Here is an 18,950-nt window from a genome sequence, read left to right as displayed (position 1 = left end):
CCGAGAGGAAGGCGAGAACAATGTCGAACACCGAGCAGTCGAACACCGAGTACCTCAGCGCCACGATGTCGGTGAGGCAGTCGCCGCAAGAGGTCTTCGCCGCCGTCACCGATGTGCGCGGATGGTGGAATCGCAACATCATCGGTGACACCGCCGCCGTCGGCGACGAATTCATCTTCACCGATGACATCCACTACGCGGGCGAGACGGCCAGGACGAACAAGGACGGCATCCGGTTCAGCCGATTCCGGATCACCGAGGTGGTGCCGGGCGAGCGGGTGGTCTGGCACGTCGTCGACTCCGACCTCAGCTTCGTCGACGACCGCGACGAGTGGACGGGCACCGACGTCGTCTTCGAGATCACCGCGGACCGGACCGGCACCACCCTGCACTTCACGCACAGGGGCCTGACCGCCGCGGAATCCGAGTGCTTCGACGCCTGCTCCCGCGGCTGGACCTACTACATCACCCAGAGCCTGCCGCGGTTGATCACCACCGGCACCGGCCTGCCGTTCGCGAAGTACGACGCCTGATCCCGGTCAGCGGTTTCCTTGCAGGCCGGGGGAGACGGCCTCGATGAGGGCGACGGCCTGGTCGAACGGGATGTCGTCGACCAGGTACGCCTTCTTGCCCGCGGCGGTGGCGGCGACCACGGTGGCCAGGCCGGCACGGCGCTGCCAGAAGGTGCGGCGGATGGTCCAGCCGATGATGCCGGGGGATTCCAGGCAGTCGCGGTGGCGGTCGAGGCTGCCCCGGCGGGTGATCAGCCAGGTGGGCCCGGTGCTGCCGGGCAGGACGCGATGCCCGAGACTGCGGTACCGGTCCTCGGCCAGCGCGGCCATGGCCACGGCGAACACCACCGGAATCGCCCACACCCCGATCGGCAACGGCCCGGTGACCACGGCGAGCACCACCAGCGCCACGACCACGCCCGCCACCGGCCAGGCGGCCTTGGTGAACCGCCTGCGATGCGCGGCCGGACCGTGCCGCACGAGCTCGATGGTCCCGAGCGTCGCTCCGGTGATCGGCTGCGGCGCAGCATGATTCGCCGACACGCCGCCATCGGCCGCGTACCCCTTGGTCAGCGACGGTCCATCGAGCGCGGCCGCTGACGTCGCCCCGGGTCGTCCGCTGTCGTGCGTCGGCTGTGCGAAGGCTGCGGCCTCGTGTTGCTCGGCGCCGCGCGACCACTGGGTTGGCGCGGCCGATGGGGTCGTCTGGTGGTGCTCGGTGTCGTGCGTCGGCTGTACGCGGCCTGCGGCCTCGTGTTGCTCGGCGCCGCGCGACCACTGGCTAGGCGCGGCCGATGGCGTCGACTCACGGTGCCCGGGGTCGTGCTTCGGTGTATCCGGGCGGCGGCGGGTGCGCAACAGTTCGTCGAGGGTGCGTTCGACGGCGGTGCGCGGGGCCTGCGGGAGGATCTTCTGGCGGGGGTTCTCGCCCGTCATGATCATCTCCAGCTGGGCGGCCTCGGCGGCGCGCAGCAGGAGGGGATCGCTGAGGGTGGCGCCGCGGAAACGGGCCAGGTCGAGGGTGATCTGGCGGGTGGTGAACAGGCCGTGACGCAGGTGCAGGGTGGCGCCGTTGTCGATCACCCGCAGGCCGAACCAGGTGGCGAGGTACTGGGCGCACGCGGCCAGGCTCACCAGGACCACCGCGAGCAGGAACAACCCGACGATCACGATCGCCACGATCGAGACGCTGTCGTCGTCGAGGTGGCGCACGGCCGCCGACTCCGACACCACGTCGATCAGCCCGTACTGCGCGCCGAGGCCCGCGATCGGCGCGACGATCGCCAGCCCGGTGAGCGACAGCGGCGCGTAGCGCACCCACGCGGCCCGCCAGTGCCCGATCTCGCGCCCCGATTCGGCCGCCGCGTCGGGCCGCGCCACGTGTGGCGCCGCGCCCTCGGTCGACGACCCCGGCGTGAATTGCCCGGTGTGGGAGAGTAATTCGGCGCGCAGTGCGGGGATCTGGCTGGTGTCGAGTGCGTCGAGCTTGAATCCCTCGCCCTTGTCCGCCTGGGCGCCGGTGCCGATCTCCAGCACCGCCAGGCCGAGCACCCGGTGCAGCAGATCGGCCTCGACGTCCACCGAACGGATCCGCGGCCGCGGCACCGACAACGTCTTGCGCTGGATGATGCCGGTGCGCAGGCGCACGTGATCGGCGTCGATGCGATACGAGGTGGTGAAGTAGCGGGCCACGCCTGCCGCGGCGACGAACAGGACCGGGATCAGGCCCCACAGCGGGTTGCCGCTGGTGGTGCCGACGATGATCGAACCCAGCAGCACCGGAATGTATTTCACGACCTCGGTGACCGGATACACCAGCAGCATGCGCGGATCGAGACGCTGCCATTCGAGCTGCTCGGTACTCGGCGCACTCACGTGGCGTCTCCGCGGTGCTGGGCGGCGATGGCGGCCAAGCGGGCGACGGTCTGCTCGGCGACGGGCAGATCGAGCGCGCTGATCTTCACCGCGCCCGCCGAGGACGCGGTGGTGACGGTGACCGTCGCCAGCCCCAGCATCCGCTCCAGCGGCCCGCGCTCGGTGTCGACGGTCTGCACGCGCGAGATCGGCGCGACTCGCGACTCCTGATCCAGCCAGCCGACCCGCGTGTACACGGCCTCGTCGGTGACCTCCCAGCGATGCACGGCGTAGCGCCACAGCGGTACGACGACCACCCCGCCCACGGCGAGCACGACCAGCGCGAGGGCCGCGGCCACCTGCCAGCCGCGGTGCTCGGCGTCGAGGACGAACCACACCACGAGCAGCGCGCACAGCACGAGAACCGCGATCGCGTTCTCCACCGCCCACAGCAGTTTGGCTCTGGAACTCGGACGCCAGGCCGGTTCGGCCAGGATGGTGGAGCGCGGCAACGGCATACCCCCATCGTGGCATGTGGGCGGGTCGAGTTCTCCCCGCTCGGGAATACGCGCGGTCGCCTGGTGGGTTGTGGTGGCGACGGGGACGTCCGCCGCACGCCCATCCACGGGTCCGTGACCAGCCGACCGCACGTTCCGGAAAGAAGTAGCGCATGATCGACGGGGTGACCGACCTTCCGCTGCCGAGCGTTCCACTGCCGCCGCCGACGCCCGCCGCCCTGCGCCGGGCCCTGCGCCGGGCCCGTGACGGCGTCACCCTCAATGTCGACGAGGCCACCGTCCTGCTGCACGCCACCGGCGACGATCTCGCCGACCTGTGTGCCAGCGCGGCCAGGGTCCGTGACGCCGGCCTGGAATCGGCGGGCCGCCCACGCACCATCAGCTACTCGCGCAACGTGTTCATCCCGTTGACCCGGCTGTGCCGCGACAAATGCCACTACTGCACGTTCGTGACGGTGCCAGGCAAGCTGCGCGCCGAGGGACACGGCATGTTCCTCGAACCCGACGAGGTGCTCGAGATCGCCAGGCAGGGCGCGGCGCTGGGCTGCAAGGAGGCCCTGTTCACCCTGGGCGACCGGCCGGAGGACCGCTGGCCCGAGGCCGCGCAGTGGCTCGACGAGCGCGGCTACGACTCCACCCTGGACTACCTGCGCGCCGTCTCCATCCTGGTGCTCGAGGAGACCGGGCTGCTGCCGCACCTGAATCCGGGCGTGATGAGCTGGGCCGAGATCGCGCGGCTCAAGCCGGTCGCGCAGTCGATGGGCATGATGCTCGAGACCACCTCGACCAGGCTGTTCACCGAGAAGGGCCAGTGCCACTACGGCAGCCCCGACAAGGACCCGGCCGTGCGGCTGCGCGCCATCACCGACGCGGGCAGGCTCTCGGTGCCCTACACCACCGGCATCCTGGTCGGCATCGGCGAGACCATGGCCGAGCGCGCCGAGTCGATCATGGCGATCCGCCGCCAGCATCGCGAGTTCGGGCACATCCAGGAAGTGATCGTGCAGAACTTCCGCGCCAAGGACGACACCGCCATGCGCGATACGCCCGACGCCGAGGTCGACGAGTTCCTGGCCGCCGTCGCGGTGACGCGTCTGCTGCTCGGCCCCGACGTGCCGGTGCAGGCGCCGCCGAACCTGGTCTCGCACAGCGATTGCCGCGCGCTGATCGACGCCGGTATCGACGACTGGGGCGGGGTCTCGCCGGTCACCGTCGACCACGTCAACCCCGAACGTCCGTGGCCGAACCTGGACACCCTGCGCGAGATCACCGAATCCGCCGGATACACCCTGGTCGAGCGCACCTCCGCGCATCCTAAGTACGTGCGTGCCGGGCATCCGTGGATCGACCCGCGCATCGGCGCGCACGTCGCCGCGCTCACCGATCCGGCGACCGGGCTGGCGCGCCCCGACGCGCTGCCGGTGGGTCTGCCCTGGCAGGAGCCGGACGAGTCGTGGGACTCGGTGGGCCGCGTCGACCTGAACACCGCCATCGACACCGAGGGCCGCAATACCGACAGCCGCAGCGACTCCGGCCTCGGCCAGGAGGTCGTCGGCGCGTTCGGTGACTGGGAGACCATCCGCGAACACGCCCGCGATCTGGCCACCACCGCGCCGGAGCGGCTCGACTCCGAGGTGCTCGAGGCCTTGCGCGCGGCCGAGCGCGACCCGGCCGGCCTCACCGACGACCAGTACCTGACGCTGGCCACCGCCGACGGTGTCAACCTGGACGCCATTGCGGCGCTGGCGGATTCGCTGCGTCGCGAGGTCAACGGTGACGACGTCACCTACGTGGTGAACCGCAATATCAACTTCACCAACATCTGCTACACCGGCTGCCGGTTCTGCGCGTTCGCCCAGCGCAAGGGCGACGCCGACGCCTTCACCCTCAGCACCGACGAGGTCGCCGACCGGGCCTGGGAGGCGCACGTCGACGGCGCCACCGAGATCTGCATGCAGGGCGGTATCGACCCCGAACTGCCGGTCACCGGGTACGCCGATCTGGTGCGGGCGATCAAGGCCCGCGTCCCCGGGATGCACGTGCACGCGTTCAGCCCGATGGAGATCGTGAACGGTGCCTCGCGCGGCGGCCAGAGCATCCGCGACTGGCTCTCGGCGCTGAAGGAGGCGGGACTCGATTCGATTCCCGGCACCGCGGCGGAGATCCTCGACGACGAGGTGCGCTGGGTCCTCACCAAGGGCAAGCTGCCGACCTCGGCCTGGATCGAGGTGATCACCACCGCGCACCAGCTGGGCATCCCGTCGAGCTCGACGATGATGTACGGCCACGTGGACAATCCGAAGCACTGGGTGGGCCACCTGCGGGTGCTGCGCGGCATCCAGGACGAGACCGGCGGGTTCACCGAGTTCGTGCCGCTGCCGTTCGTCCACCAGAGCGCCCCGCTGTACCTGGCGGGCGCGGCCAGGCCGGGCCCGACGAACCGGGACAACCGCGCGGTGCACGCGCTGGCCCGCATCATGCTGCACGGCCGCATCGACAACATCCAGACCAGCTGGGTGAAACTCGGCACGGTCGGCACCCAGGTGATGCTCACCGGCGGCGCCAACGATCTGGGTGGCACCCTGATGGAGGAGACCATCTCCCGGATGGCCGGTTCCCAGCACGGCTCCGCCAAGACCGTGGCCGAACTGGCCGAGGTCGCCCAGGGGATCGGTCGCCCGGTGCGCCAGCGCACCACGGTCTACGGCCGGGTGGACGCGGCACCAGCCCCGCTGCCGCTCTCGATCGGCTGATCGAGAGTGTGAGTTAGGGCAGGCTGACCTGGGACTGAGGTGTGGTCTCGGGATAGGGTTTCGGGTGGCGGAGTACCACCGCAGGTGAGGACAGACTAGGAGAACGGCAGTGCCGTACATCATCGCTGAACCGTGCGTTGACGTGAAGGACAAGGCGTGCATCGAGGAATGCCCCGTGGATTGCATCTACGAGGGTGGCCGCATGCTGTACATCCAACCCGACGAGTGCGTTGACTGTGGTGCGTGTGAGCCGGTCTGCCCCGTGGAGGCGATCTTCTACGAGGACGACACCCCGGACCAGTGGAGCGGCTACATCAACGCCAACGTCGACTTCTTCGACGAGCTCGGTTCGCCCGGTGGCGCCACCAAGGTCGGTGTGGTCGATTACGACCCGCCGTTCATCAAGGCGCTGCCCCCCATGGCCGAAGAATGAGGGTCAGCTCACTGCTGCCTGATTTTCCCTGGGACACCATCGCCGCGGTCAAGCAGAAGGCCGCCGCGCACCCCGGTGGGCTGGTCGACCTGTCGGTCGGCACGCCCGTCGACCCGGTCGACCCGCTGATCCAGGTGGCGTTGAACTCGGTCGCCGAGGTGCCCGGTTATCCGACCACACACGGCACCCCTGCACTGCGCGAGGCGGCCGTGGCCGCCATGGCGCGCCGGTTCGGGATCACCGGCGTCGATCAGGCGGCGGTGCTGCCGGTGATCGGCACCAAGGAGCTCATCGCCGGCCTGCCGTGCCTGCTCGGGCTCGGCGCCGACGATCTGGTCGTGATCCCCGAGATCGCGTACCCGACCTACGAGGTCGGCGCCCTGCTGGCCGGCGCGAAGCCGTGGCGGGCCGACGGTCTCACCCAGATCGGGCCGCAGAATCCGGCCCTGATCTTCGTGAACTCGCCGTCGAACCCGACCGGCAAGGTGCTCGGGCTCGAGCATCTGCGCAAGGTCGTCGCGTTCGCTCGCGAGCGTGGCGCCATCGTCGCCTCCGACGAGTGCTACCTGGGCCTGACCTGGGAAGGCGAGGCGCTCTCGATCCTCGACCCGCGCGTGTGCGATGGCGACCACACCGGTCTGCTGGCGATCCACTCGCTGTCGAAGACGTCGAATCTGGCCAGCTACCGCGCCGGCTTCGTCGCCGGTGATCCGGAACTGGTCGCCGAACTGCTCGAGGTGCGCAAGCACTCGGGCATGATGCTGCCGTTCCCGATCCAGGCCGCGATGACCGCGGCCCTGAACGACGACGAGCACGAGGCCCGGCAGCGCGAACGGTACCGCGCGCGCCGCGACATCCTGCGAAAGGCGTTGCTGCAGGCCGGTTTTCGCATCGACCATTCGGACGCGGGACTCTATCTGTGGGCCACCCGCGGCGAGGCGTGCCGACGCACCCTCGACTGGCTCGCCGACCGTGGAATCCTCGCCGCCCCCGGCGATTTCTACGGCCCGCGCTCGCCGGAACACGTGCGTATCGCGCTCACCGCGACCGACGAACGGGTGGCCGCCGCGGCCGAACGTCTGGTCTAGGCGCCGCTTCCGCAAACCCCGGGCATCGCGATGCCCGGGGTTTCGTTTATCCGAAATGGGTTTGTTTCACTGCAAGTCTCGGTATAACAGGTTCTCATTGCTGTCTCGATGAGGAGCCGCACGTTGCGTGAATTCTTGTATGAAAAGCCAGGTAGTAGCCGCTACACCGGGGGCATCTCGCGCCGCGGGTTCCTAGCTGCAACAGGTTTCACGCTAGGTGCGGCGGCGCTGGGCAGTCGGGCGGTAGCCGCCGCGGCGCCCGCGGCCGACGGCGACACCGTGCCCGCCCTCGTGATCGGCAGCGGCTACGGCGGCTCGGTCGCCGCGCTGCGCCTGGCGCAGGCCGGGGTCGACGTCCTGATCGCCGAGATGGGCATGTCGTGGACAAAGCCCGGGCCCGACGGCGATATCTTCTGTCCCGTCCTGGAACCCGACGGCCGGTCCTACTGGCTGCGCGACACCACCGACCAGCCGGTGGGTTACTTCATGGGCGGCTCGTACAACAAGGACATCGACCGCTACACCGGTGTGCTCGACTCCGAGAACTTCGGTGGCATCCGCGTCTACCAGGGGCGCGGTGTCGGCGGCGGATCGCTGGTGAACGGCGGGATGGCGGTCACCCCGAAGCGCGAGAACTTCGGCGCGATCCTGCCCTCGGTGAACGCCGACGAGATGTACGCCACCTACTACCCGCGCGCCAACAGCGCGCTCGGCGTGAACCACATCGACAAGAACTGGTTCGAGTCGGCGGAGTGCTATCAGTTCGCGCGGGTGGGGCGCAAGCACGCCGAAAGATCCGGCTTCGGATGGACTTTCGTGCCCAACGTCTACGACTTCGAGTACATGAAGAAGGAGCAGGCGAACACGGTGCGACGCTCGGCGCTGGCCGGCGAGGTGATCTACGGCAACAACGCGGGCAAGCGGTCGCTGGACAAGACCTACCTGGCGGCGGCCACCGGCACCGGCAAGGTGACCATCGCGGCCCAGCACATGGTCACCGCCGTCACGCCGAGTGGCAGCGGCTACGAGGTGGAGATGGCGCAGATCGACACCCAGGGGCGCACGACGGCCACCAAAAAGGTTGTCGCGGAGCGGGTCTTCTTCGCCGCGGGCAGCGTCGGCACCAGCAAGCTGCTGGTGGCGATGAAGGCCAAGGGAAACCTGCGCGACCTGTCCGACGCGGTCGGCCAGAAGTGGGGCAACAACGGCAATGTGATGGTCGGGCGGGCCAATCACATGTGGGACGCCACCGGCAGCCTGCAGTCGTCCATGCCCTGCCTCGGCATCGACAACTGGGCCGACGCGGGCGGCCCCGCCTTCGCGGAGGTCGCGCCGTTCCCGGCCGGGCTGGAGACGTACGTGAGCCTGTATCTGGCGATCACCAAGAACCCGAACCGGGCAAAGTTCACCTTCAATTCCGGCACCGGCAAGGTGGATCTGAACTGGCAGACCTCCTGGAACCAGTCCTCGATCAACGCGGCCAAGCGCATCTTCGACAAGATCAACAGCAAGGAGGGCACGATCTACCGGACCGACCTGTTCGGCGTCTACAAGACCTGGGGTGACGACTTCACCTATCACCCGCTCGGCGGCTGCGTGCTCAACGAGGCGACCGACAATTACGGTCGCCTGCACGGATATCGGGGCCTCTACGTCATCGACGGCGCCCTCATCCCCGGCAACACCAGCGTCAACCCGTTCGTCACCATCACCGCGCTGGCCGAACGCAATATCGAACGCATCATCGCCGACGACCTGAGCTGACCTCGCGCACCGGCTGCCGGATCGGCTAGGGTCCGGCAGTCGGGAGCGATACAGGATCGAAAGGCTCGTCACGGATGCACGGGGTGGAGTTCGGCGCGGGCACGGTGTTCGCCGGGTATCGGATCGACCGGCGGCTCGGCCGTGGCGGGATGGGCACCGTCTATCTGGCCGCGCATCCGCGGCTGCCGCGGCAGGTGGCGTTGAAACTGCTGAATCGCGAACTGTATTCGGATCCCGAGGTGCGCGGCCGGTTCGAACGCGAGGCCGATGTGTCGGCGCACCTGGATCATCCCGGCATCGTCTCGGTGCTCGACCGCGGGGTCGAGGACGGGCTGATGTGGATCTCCATGCAGTACGTCGACGGATCCGACGCCTCGGTCTTCCGCGGCACGCCGCTCGACCCGGCCCGTGCGACCTCCATCATCGCCCAGACGGCGGACGCTCTGGACTACGCCCATGAGCGCGGCGTGCTGCACCGGGATGTGAAGCCCGCCAACATCTTGCTGGCCGCGGCCCGGTCGGGCGACCGCGTGCTGCTCACCGATTTCGGCATCGCCCGGTTGCGCGGCGACGCCCGCCAGCTCACCCGCACCGGCGCCTTCCTGGCCACCCTCGCCTACGCCTCCCCGGAACAGCTCTCCGGCGCCTCCGTCGATCACCGGTCCGACCAGTACTCCCTCGGCTGCACGCTGTTCACCCTGCTCACCGGCGAAAGTCCGTTCCCCGCCGACAATCCCGGCGCGGTGGTCGCGGCCCACCTGAGCAAGCCCGTCCCGCCGGTCTCCGGCGCGGTGCCCGGTCTGCCGTGCGAACTCGACGCGGTGATCGCCCGCGCCCTCGCGAAGAATCCCGCCGAAAGATTCGACAGCTGTATCGAATTCGCGGAATCGGCGGTCGCCGCACTGACCTCGGCGCGCGTCGGTGACACGGCGGTGACGACCGGCCTCCCGCTGGCTGCGGGGCCGCGCGAGCCTTCGGTTCCTGGTTGGCGGAGCGCCGCAGCGGCTCGCCCGGATGGATCGAGCGGCGGGCCGGGGCAGTTCGGAGGCCGGGATGCCTCGGCACCGCCTGCCGACGGGGTAGGTGCTGATGGCATCCGAGATCGCGTGACCGTGCGGGAAGGCGCACCGTCCGCTGGCTCGTGGGCACCTGCGCCGGTCCAGGGAGCTCGCTTCGATGCCGCCGCGACGCGTATCGGGCCGCCGGAGTACGCGGCGTCGCGGCTGTCGGGCTACGGGGACGGGAACGCGGTGGCGGCCGGTCGGCTCGAGCCGCGTTCCGTTGGCTCGGTCGATCGGACGTCGCCGAAGGCGGTGTCGGCGCGGTGGCGGGCGCTCGCGGTGGGTCTGCTCGTGCTGGCGATGGTGGCCGGGGTGGGCGTGGTCGGGGTGGGGGCGATCTACTGGAAGTTCGTGCGCCCCGGCCGGATCGCGCCACCGCCCACCTGGGGTGAACACAGCTCCGTCTACCACAGCTACGCCGGCGTCCTGCCCAAGGACCCGACGGCCACCGGGTGGAGCGGGGCGCGCTGCTTCCCGACCGGCGCGGTGGTCGTCCAGCCCGGCGACCCGGTCCCGGTCCGCCAGATCACCTGCACCGACTCCGCGAACCGCACCGCCTGGTACACCGAGTACGCCACCGCGGCCGACGCCGACACTTACCTCAATCGCCACGGCGCCCCGGACCCCACCACCACCCGCGTGGTCGCGAACGGCACCGTCACCGCCTGGGGTGCCCGGCCGAACGAACCCTTCACCCTCGCCGTCCAGCGCACCGTCGACGGCGCCCTCCACCCGGTCGTCATCGAGGTCGGCGGCGCCCCCTACGACACCATTCGGGGCGACTGGTTCACCGCTGCCCCGTTCTGAGCGCCCACCCGGCCGTACCGGCTCGGGACGGCCGCTGCCGGTGGCGGAAATGGAGGCCCTGGGCAGAAGCCCTGGGCTGGCTGAACACCCGTTACGCACGTACGCCGCCGCTCGAACACCGACACACGGGGCCGCTTGTCGCTCGCCCGCGCGGGCTGGGCCTGCGGGCGATCATGGGGGATCGGCGATAGCCTCGAGGTATGGACGCTGTCTCCGAGGTTCCGGTGCCGGTGAACGAGCCCGCGCAGTCGTATGCGCCGGGCACGGCGGGGCGGGAGCGGCTGCGGAAGAGATTGGCGGAGGTCGCGGGGGAGTGTGTGGACGTGCCGCTGGTGATCGGCGGTGAGCAGCGCGCCGGGGCGGGGGAACGGCATGCGATCGTCGCGCCGCATCAGCGGTCGCTGGTGCTGGGGACCTGCACCGATACGACGCACGAGGAGGCGAGCGACGCGATCGAGGCGGCCACCGCGGCCGCGCCGATGTGGCGGGAGATGTCGTTAGACGCGCGGGCCGCGGTGCTGCTGCGGGCCGCCGATCTGATGGCGGGACCGTGGCGGGAGACCGTCGCGGCCGCCACGATGCTCGGCCAGTCGAAGTCGGCGGTGCAGGCCGAGATCGACGCGCCCTGCGAGCTCGTCGACTTCTGGCGCTTCAATGTGGCCTACGCGCGACAGCTCCTCGAGGCGCAGCCGCAGTCGAGCCGCGGGGTCTGGAACCGGATGGATCACCGCCCCCTGGAGGGCTTCGTCTACGCGATCACCCCGTTCAATTTCAGCGCCATCGCGGGCAACCTGCCCACCGCGCCCGCTCTCATGGGTAATACGGTGATCTGGAAGCCTTCGCCCACACAGACTCTCGCGGCCTGGGTGACGATGCGGATCCTGCTCGAGGCCGGCCTGCCGCCCGGGGTGATCAACCTGGTCACCGGTGACGGCGGGAATCTGTCGGAGGTCGCACTGGCCGATCCGCGTCTGGCCGGCATCCATTTCACCGGGTCGACCCGGACATTCCAGCATCTGTGGCAGCGGGTCGGCGCGAATATCGCCGGCTATCACGGCTATCCGCGCCTGGTCGGCGAGACCGGCGGGAAGGACTTCATCCTGGCCCACCCGTCGGCCGACCCGGATGCGCTGTCCACGGCCATGATTCGCGGCGCCTTCGAATATCAGGGCCAGAAGTGCTCGGCGGCGTCGCGCGCCTACGTGCCGCGCTCGCTGTGGCGGACGATGGGTGAACAGTTCCTGGCCACCGTGGGTCTGCTCGAGTACGGCGACGTCACCGATCTCACGAATTTCGGTGGCGCGCTGATCGATCAGCGCGCCTACGACAAGGGCGTGGCCGCGATCGAACGCGCCAGGGACGCCGGCATCACCATCGCGGCGGGCGGCACCTACGACGACAGTGTCGGCTGGTTCGTCCGCCCGACGGTGCTGCTGCCCGACGACCCGCGCGACGAGGCGTTCCGCACCGAGTACTTCGCCCCGATCCTGACCGTCTACGTCTACGACGACAACGCGCCCGACGCCTTCGACGTGCTGCTCGACGAAGTCGACACGGCCACCCCGTACGCCCTCACCGGCGCGATCTTCGCCAGGGACCGCGCCGTGATCGAGAAGGCCGGTGCCGCACTGCGTTTCGCCGCGGGCAACTTCTACATCAACGACAAGCCGACGGGCGCGGTCGTCGGTCAGCAGCCCTTCGGCGGCGCCAGGGCCTCCGGTACCGACGACAAGGCGGGCTCGCCGACCAACCTGCTGCGCTGGGTGGCGCCGCGCGTGATCAAGGAGACCTTCGTGCCGCCGACCGACTACCGCTACCCGCACATGGACTAGATCAGCGGCTTGCCCCTGCGCTGACGGCGGCGCATGTCGGCCAGGGTGGCGTTGAACGGGAAGTTGCGGATCACCCGCGGCATCCGCTCCGACACCCGGCCCGTGGCGCGCATCAGCCGGTTGAGTCGGCGCTCGTCGCGTTCGGTCCAGGTCATGCCCATCTCCTCGCGCAGGTGCTGCGGCAGCAGGCCGGTGGTGAACCAGCGATGGAACCGGGCGAACGGCAGCCGCAGCGCCGGGCTGATCATCTTCAGATCGAGCAGGTCGTCGAAGTAGGCCTTGATGGTGGCGTCGATGCTGGTCTCGGGCAGGTTCTCGGCCCAGTAGGCGGCGAACGCGGTACGGTCGGCGGGCCACATCTCGCGCGGTACCTGCAGGGTGGTGCCGAGGTAGTGGGCGTAGGCGTAGAAGCTGTCGGCGATGTCGTCGTCGACGGGGCCGTGGAGGCGGTCCATCACGTCGACCGAACCCCAGTACAGACACGCGGCCACCCACATCTGCAGGTTCCGGTCGAAGGCGTTGTACTTCACCGGGCTGTCGGCGGTGGAGTGGACGTATTTGTGCGCACCGTTGACGGCGGTGCGGTAGGCGGCGCGATCGGCGTCGTCGCCGAGCATCGCCACCGCGAGGTAGGTGAGGGTGGTGCGCGTGCGCTTCACCGGGTGTCGCATGATGCTGCCGCTGTGTACCCGTGATTCCGCGACGCCGTAACCGACCGGGGCCAGGCTCAGCTGCATGATCACATTGGCGGTCGCGCCGTAGATGGCGGCGGCTCCGTCGATGTAGTCCCTGATATCGAATTCCGCCGGTTCGTTCTGACGCGAACGTGAGCGAGCGAGGATGGTCATCGTTGACCCCATTTTCATCGGTGAGAGAACTATACGAAGAATGTCTCATCACGTCGGCGGGGTGTCAACGGACGGCGGCGCGGCGCGGGAGAACCTCGTCGCGTTAGCGTGGACGGATGTCCTACGGTCCGCCGCTGCTGCTCGCCTCGCTGAATCCGATCGCCGTCGCCGCCGGGGCCGACATCCCCGACGCCGTCACCATCGATGATGCCACTCTCTCGCGCTCCGATCTGCTGGGTGCGGCGACCTCGGTGGCCGAACGGATCGCCCGCGCCGACCGCGTGGCGGTGCTGGCGGAGCCGACCGTGCGCACGGTCCTCGCGGTGGTCGGTTGCCTGATCGCCGGGGTCACCGTCGTGCCGGTGCCGCCGGACTCCGGCGCGGCCGAGCTCGAGCACATCCTGCGCGATTCCGGCGCCCAGGCCTGGCTCGGCGCGGCGCCGGAGGGCACCACGCTGCCCGTGGTCCCGGTGCGGTTGCACGCGCGGTCCTGGCACAGCTATCCCGAACCCGATCCCACCTCGACCGCCTTCATCCTCTACACCTCGGGTACCACCGGCGCGCCCAAGGGCGTGATGCTCAGCCGCGCCGCCATCGCCGCGGGCCTCGACGCGCTCGCCGAGGCCTGGGACTGGACCTGGAAAGACACGCTGGTGCACGGCCTTCCGCTGTTCCACGTGCACGGCCTGATCCTCGGGTTGCTCGGGCCGCTGCGGGTCGGCAGCCCGGTGATCCACACCGGCAAGCCGACGCCGGAGGCGTACGCGGCGGCCGGGGGCAGTCTGTACTTCGGGGTACCGACGGTGTGGTCGCGGATCGTCGAGCAGCCGGATCTGGCAAGGGAATTGGGCAAGGCCCGCCTGCTGGTGTCGGGGAGCGCGCCGCTGCCGGTGCCGGTGTTCGAGAAGCTGGCCGAGCTCACCGGTCAGCCGCCGGTGGAACGGTACGGGATGAGCGAAACGATGATCACCCTCTCGACCAGGGCCGACGGCGAACGCAGGCCCGGCTGGGTCGGCACGCCCGTGCGCGGGGTGGAGACCCGGCTGCGGGACGAGTCCGGCGCGCCCGTCCCGCACGACGGCGAGAGCATCGGCGGGCTGCAGGTGCGCGGCCCGATGCTGTTCAGCGGCTACCTGAATCGGCCCGACGCCACCGCCGCCGACTGGACCGAGGACGGCTGGTTCCGCACCGGCGACGTGGCCGTCGTCGACCCCGACGGTTTCCACCGCATCGTCGGGCGTGAGTCCATCGACCTGATCAAGTCCGGCGGCTACCGGATCGGCGCGGGCGAGATCGAGACCGCGCTGCTCGGGCATCCGGCCGTGGCCGAGGCGGCGGTGGTGGGCCTGCCCGACGACGACCTCGGCCAGCGCATCGTGGCCTTCGTCGTCGCCAGGGACGGTGCCGCCGACGCCGCCGCACTGATCGCCCATGTGGGTGCGCAGGTTTCGGCGCACAAGCGCCCGCGCGAGGTCCGCTTCGTCGACTCCCTGCCGCGCAACGCGATGGGCAAGGTGCAGAAGAAGCTGCTCGGCTGATCAGGACTCGGTGCTGCCCTTGGCACTCATCCGCCGGATCGGCTCGATCAGGCGGTGGTAGATCGGCCGCACCAGGCGACCGGGCAGATAGCGGTGCCGTTCCTCCGCCCACGCCCGCGCTCGGCGATGCCCGGCCAGCGGCGAGAACCGGTCCGGGTCGGGCGGCTCGCTGGTGTGGAATTCGACGCGGCACAGGTGCTTCGTATTGATGAACCCGTACTGGCTCGGGCTCACCAGCCGAAGCGGCGCGCCGTGGTCGCTGTTCAGCGGTCGCCCGTCGAGCCGGTCGGCGATGAGCACGTCCTCGCCCAGCGCGTCCGCTAGCTGGACGACCGACTGGAATCCGTCCAGGCCCTCGAATACGACGTGGCTGATCGTCCCGGCGCGCATCGGCTCTATTCGCGAGCGGTAGAACTCGGCGAACGGGATCCCCGTCCAGCGCAGGTCGGTGGCCGACCAACCCGCCACGCAGTGGAAATCGGCGACGAGTTCACGCCGGGGCAGTGTGGCGAGCTCGTCGAGGGTCAGGGTGAACGGCGCGTCCACCGCGCCACCGAACTCGAGCGTCGGCTCCGCGGGAACCGGCGGCGGCGGATGATGCAGATGCGTTCCGAAGCGGGGAAATCCGTCGATGGCCCGCTGACCAGGGGGGAGTGTCATGCCGATCCTCCAAATATACGGTTCCGTATAAGTCGAGCGTAGCCCCTCGAACGGGAGCGAGTCGAGGGTTCGGCGGGCGAGGTGAGCGTGGTCTCAGGTCGGGATCCGGACCGCCCCGAGCTTGTCCGGATTGCGGACGCAGTAGACGGCGGTGACCAGATCGCCGGTGACCTCGACCGAGGTCACCTGATCGAGGACGCCGTCGATGGTCGCGGCGACCGAGGGCATGGCGTTGTAGACGCCGAAGTGCACGCCGAGTTCGCCCATCCGCGCGCCCTTGCGGAACAGGCCGATGAGCAGCCTGGCGACCTTGTCGGGGCCGACGACCGGTCGGCGAACCGCGCTGACCACGCCGCCGCCGTCGGCCAGGTACACCACGTCGGGCGCCAACACGTCCATCAGCGCCTGCACGTCGCCGGTCGCGGCCGCGACCGAGAATCGCTCGACGACCGAGCGGGCCTGTTCCGGCGTCGCGACGGCCGTGTGCCGCTTCTCGTGCACCCGCGCCCTGGCACGCTGATTGAGTTGCCGCACCGCGGTTTCGGACTTGCCGACCGCCGCGGCGATCTCGGCGTAGCTGAACGCGAAGACCTCGCGGAGCACGAACACGGCGCGCTGGAGCGGGGTCAGGGTCTCGAGCACCAGCAGCATCGCGGTGGTCACCGCCTCGCCGGTCAGCACGTGCTCGGCCCCGTCGTCCGACGGCGCCGCGAGCGGTTCGGGCAGCCACTGCCCGACGTACTCCTCGCGGCGTCGCGCGGCCGCGCGCAGCACCCCGATCGCCTGCCTGGTGACGATCTGGGCCAGATAGGCACGCGGATGCTCGACCCGCGCGTGGTCGACGGTCGACCAGCGCAGATAGCTGTCGTGCAGCACGTCCTCGGCGTCGACGACCGAGCCGAGGATCTCGTAGGCGATCGAGAACAGCAGTCCGCGATTCTCGGCGAACTCGTCGGCCGGTGTCACGCGCGCGGGCCCGGCAGCCAGACGCTGATGCCCGAGCGCGCGCTCCACGCCGCGTACCGGACGACGCGTTCCTTGGTGAACGCCGCGGCCCGGCCCGCGTAGGACACCGGCAGCGGCGAGTCGTCCCGGCGGGAGGTCTGCACCAGGGCGTTTCGCCGGCCCAGGCTCAGTGCCTGGCCGCTGTATCCCATGGAGTAGGGCCGTGGTTCGCGTCCCGCGATCATCCTGACGAGGGTATCCGCGGCGTGCGCGCCCTGCGGCGCGGCGGTCGCGCAGGCCATCCGCGCGCCCGGAACCGCGGCGCAGTCGCCGATGGCGAACACGCGCGGATCGCTCACGCTGCGCAGGTAGGGGTCGGCCAGTGCCCTGCCGTCGGCGTCGACGGCGAGGCCGCTGCGCGCGGCCAGCGTGGGCACGGCGCCGATGACGGCCCACAGCGTCAGCGCGGTGTCGAGACCCGCGCCCGAGCGCAGCAGCACCCGCCCGTCGGTGATCGCGGCGACCTCGTCGATGACCACGTCCACCCCCAGCCGGTCGAGCACCTTCCGCACCCGGCGCCGCCCACCGGCGGACAGGCTCGGGCCGATCTCGGTGCCCACCAATCGGACTCGCAGCTCGGGGCGGGATTCGGCGAGTTCCGCCGCGGTCTCGATGCCGGTGAGCCCGCCGCCGATCACGGTCACCGCCGCCTCGTCGGGCAGAGCGCCCAGTGCCGCGCGGGCCTGCTCGGCGCCCTCCCAGGTGCCGATGCCGATCGTGCCGGGCAGGGGGTCGACCGTGCTGCCCACCGCGAGGAAGAGGTGGTCGAAGTCGAGGCTGTCGCCGTCGTCGAGGGTGACCACGCCGTCGCCGATCTTGTCCACGCCGGCCAGCCTGGCCGTGATGCCCGCGGCGAGCACCTCGCTCAGCGGCGTCGCCGCCGCGCCGGTCCCGGCGAGTTGTTCGTGCAAGCGCACCCGCTCCACGAAATCCGGCCGGGGATTCACCACGGTGATCCGCGCGTCGGTCACCTTCTTTGCCAGCCGGTTGGCCGCCACCGCCCCCGCGTATCCCGCTCCGACCACCACGACGTTCATCTCAGCCTCCTGCTGTGGATTCCGCTTCTCGATCATGGGATGCGGCAGCGCGGGGATTCGTGACGGTGAGCTGAATCACAGCGGCCCCGCACTCGGTGAGTGCGGGGCCGCCGGGAAGAACGACTCAGTCGTTGGCGTGCAGCGCGGCGTTGAGCTCGATGCCCGTGCCGGTGCGCGGCACCACCTCGACGGCGCCGGTGGTGGAGTTGCGGCGGAACAGCAGGTTGTTGCGGCCGGCCAGGGTCGCGGCCTTGACGACGGTGCCGTCGGGCGCGGTGACCTTGGTGCCCGCGGTCAGGTACAGGCCCGCCTCCAGGACGCAGTCGTCGCCGAGGGGGATGCCGAGACCGGCGTTGGCGCCGAGCAGCGAACGCTCACCGACCGAGATGACCGTGGTGCCGCCGCCGGACAGGGTGCCCATGGTCGAGGCGCCGCCGCCGATATCGGAGCCGTCACCGACCACGACACCGGCCGAGATGCGGCCCTCCACCATCGAATTGCCCAGGGTGCCCGCGTTGAAGTTCACGAAGCCCTCGTGCATGACGGTGGTGCCGGAGGCCAGGTGGGCGCCGAGACGGACCCGGTCGGCGTCGCCGATGCGCACGCCGGTGGGCACCACGTAGTCGACCATGCGGGGGAACTTGTCGACGCTGAGCACCGTCACCGGGCCGCGCGCCCGCAGCTTCAGCCGGGTCTGCTCGAAGCCCTCCACCGCGCACGGGCCGTGGTTGGTCCACACGACATTGCTGAGCAGGCCGAACTGTCCGTCGAGGTTCACCCCGTGCGGCCGCACGAGGCGGTGCGAGAGCAGGTGCAGGCGCAGGTACACGTCGTGCGCGTCGACCGGCGCGGCCGACAGATCGGCGATCGTGGTGCGCACCGCGATCACCTCGACACCGCGCGCCGCGTCGGTGCCGAGCAGCTCGGCGAATTCGCCCGCCTCGGCCGCGTCGACGCGCTTGGAGCCGGTCTCGGTGAATTCGCCCAGCTCGGGGCTGGGGTACCAGGTGTCGAGGACGGTGCCGTCCGAGGTCACATTGGCGATTCCGACTGCGGTTGCTCCCTGAATACTCACAGCGGTCATTTTGCCGGGTGCGCGCGCGTTTGTGTCGGCCACCCCCGGACAGCGCCCCGGGGGGCGGGCGGGGGTGGCCCCCCCCCCCCGGCGGGGGCGCGCTTACGGGTGAGGGGGGGCCCGGGGGGGGCCCGGTAACCCGGGGCCGGGGATTCTGGGGCGCCC

At 70.2% G+C, this 18,950-nt stretch carries 15 protein-coding genes; 8 read left to right on the top strand and 7 right to left on the bottom strand.

The genetic code is table 11. From position 1 onward, the window contains the following. Nucleotides 1-20 precede the first annotated feature (20 nt). Nucleotides 21-533, top strand: a complete 513-nt coding sequence (locus QH270_RS34255) for an SRPBCC family protein (RefSeq protein ID WP_280348971.1) — start codon at nt 21-23, stop codon at nt 531-533. A gap of 6 nt (nt 534-539) precedes the next feature. On the opposite strand, the gene QH270_RS34250 is transcribed toward QH270_RS34255, so the two are convergent. Further along, a complete protein-coding gene (locus QH270_RS34250; RefSeq protein WP_280349043.1) occupies nt 540-2,336 on the bottom strand; it encodes a PH domain-containing protein in 1,797 nt (598 codons plus the stop codon). Between the two features lie 47 nt (nt 2,337-2,383). Next, complete coding sequence (locus QH270_RS34245; RefSeq protein WP_280348970.1) at nt 2,384-2,884, bottom strand: PH domain-containing protein; 501 nt, start codon at nt 2,882-2,884, stop codon at nt 2,384-2,386. 152 nt (nt 2,885-3,036) lie between these two features. On the opposite strand from QH270_RS34245, the gene QH270_RS34240 reads away from it, so the two are divergent. The 6 genes from QH270_RS34240 (at nt 3,037) to pruA (ending at nt 12,622) form a co-directional block, all read left to right on the top strand. Then, nucleotides 3,037-5,637, top strand: coding sequence for a bifunctional FO biosynthesis protein CofGH (locus tag QH270_RS34240; RefSeq protein ID WP_280348969.1), 2,601 nt, complete (start codon nt 3,037-3,039; stop codon nt 5,635-5,637). A gap of 109 nt (nt 5,638-5,746) precedes the next feature. Then, complete coding sequence (gene fdxA / locus QH270_RS34235) at nt 5,747-6,070, top strand: ferredoxin (protein WP_110036615.1); 324 nt, start codon at nt 5,747-5,749, stop codon at nt 6,068-6,070. Further along, on the top strand, nt 6,067-7,158 hold the full coding sequence (gene dapC, locus QH270_RS34230) for a succinyldiaminopimelate transaminase (RefSeq protein ID WP_280348967.1): 1,092 nt from the start codon (nt 6,067-6,069) through the stop codon (nt 7,156-7,158). The genes fdxA and dapC overlap by 4 nt, the downstream gene beginning before the upstream one ends. Before the next feature lie 123 nt (nt 7,159-7,281). Next, a complete protein-coding gene (locus tag QH270_RS34225) occupies nt 7,282-8,922 on the top strand; it encodes a GMC oxidoreductase (RefSeq protein WP_280348965.1) in 1,641 nt (546 codons plus the stop codon). Nucleotides 8,923-8,996: 74 nt separating this feature from the next. After that, on the top strand, nt 8,997-10,790 hold the full coding sequence (locus QH270_RS34220; protein WP_280348964.1) for a serine/threonine-protein kinase: 1,794 nt from the start codon (nt 8,997-8,999) through the stop codon (nt 10,788-10,790). Between the two features lie 200 nt (nt 10,791-10,990). Further along, the gene (pruA, locus tag QH270_RS34215; protein WP_280348962.1) at nt 10,991-12,622 is read left to right on the top strand and encodes an L-glutamate gamma-semialdehyde dehydrogenase; all 1,632 of its coding nucleotides are present in this window, start codon (nt 10,991-10,993) and stop codon (nt 12,620-12,622) included. Here the strand turns inward: pruA and QH270_RS34210 are convergent. Then, nucleotides 12,619-13,470, bottom strand: a complete 852-nt coding sequence (locus QH270_RS34210; RefSeq protein ID WP_280348960.1) for an oxygenase MpaB family protein — start codon at nt 13,468-13,470, stop codon at nt 12,619-12,621. The genes pruA and QH270_RS34210 overlap by 4 nt on opposite strands. A gap of 116 nt (nt 13,471-13,586) precedes the next feature. Between QH270_RS34210 and QH270_RS34205 the strand changes: the two genes are divergently transcribed. Then, the gene (locus QH270_RS34205; RefSeq protein ID WP_280348958.1) at nt 13,587-15,008 is read left to right on the top strand and encodes an acyl-CoA synthetase; all 1,422 of its coding nucleotides are present in this window, start codon (nt 13,587-13,589) and stop codon (nt 15,006-15,008) included. Here QH270_RS34205 and QH270_RS34200 read toward each other — a convergent pair whose 3' ends face one another. The 4 genes from QH270_RS34200 to dapD all read right to left on the bottom strand — a co-directional run bounded on the left by QH270_RS34200 (nt 15,009) and on the right by dapD (nt 18,785). Next, nucleotides 15,009-15,668 (bottom strand): molybdopterin-dependent oxidoreductase, encoded by a 660-nt coding sequence (locus tag QH270_RS34200; RefSeq protein WP_280348956.1) that lies wholly within the window; start codon nt 15,666-15,668, stop codon nt 15,009-15,011. 93 nt (nt 15,669-15,761) lie between these two features. Further along, a complete protein-coding gene (locus QH270_RS34195) occupies nt 15,762-16,682 on the bottom strand; it encodes an RNA polymerase sigma-70 factor (protein ID WP_280348953.1) in 921 nt (306 codons plus the stop codon). Continuing rightward, entirely contained in the window at nt 16,631-17,710 is a 1,080-nt protein-coding gene (locus QH270_RS34190; protein ID WP_280348951.1) for an NAD(P)/FAD-dependent oxidoreductase, read from the bottom strand. Before QH270_RS34190 ends, QH270_RS34195 begins: the two co-directional genes overlap by 52 nt. A 124-nt stretch (nt 17,711-17,834) precedes the next feature. Continuing rightward, nucleotides 17,835-18,785: a 2,3,4,5-tetrahydropyridine-2,6-dicarboxylate N-succinyltransferase gene (dapD, locus tag QH270_RS34185; protein WP_280348949.1), complete on the bottom strand. Its 951-nt coding sequence runs from the start codon at nt 18,783-18,785 to the stop codon at nt 17,835-17,837. Nucleotides 18,786-18,950: the final 165 nt, after the last annotated feature.

It is taken from the genome of Nocardia neocaledoniensis (assembly GCF_029868625.1).
Lineage (GTDB): Bacteria > Actinomycetota > Actinomycetes > Mycobacteriales > Mycobacteriaceae > Nocardia > Nocardia neocaledoniensis_A.
The sequence above is the reverse complement of the archived record's forward strand: the minus strand, read 5'-3'. Positions and strand labels throughout refer to the sequence as shown.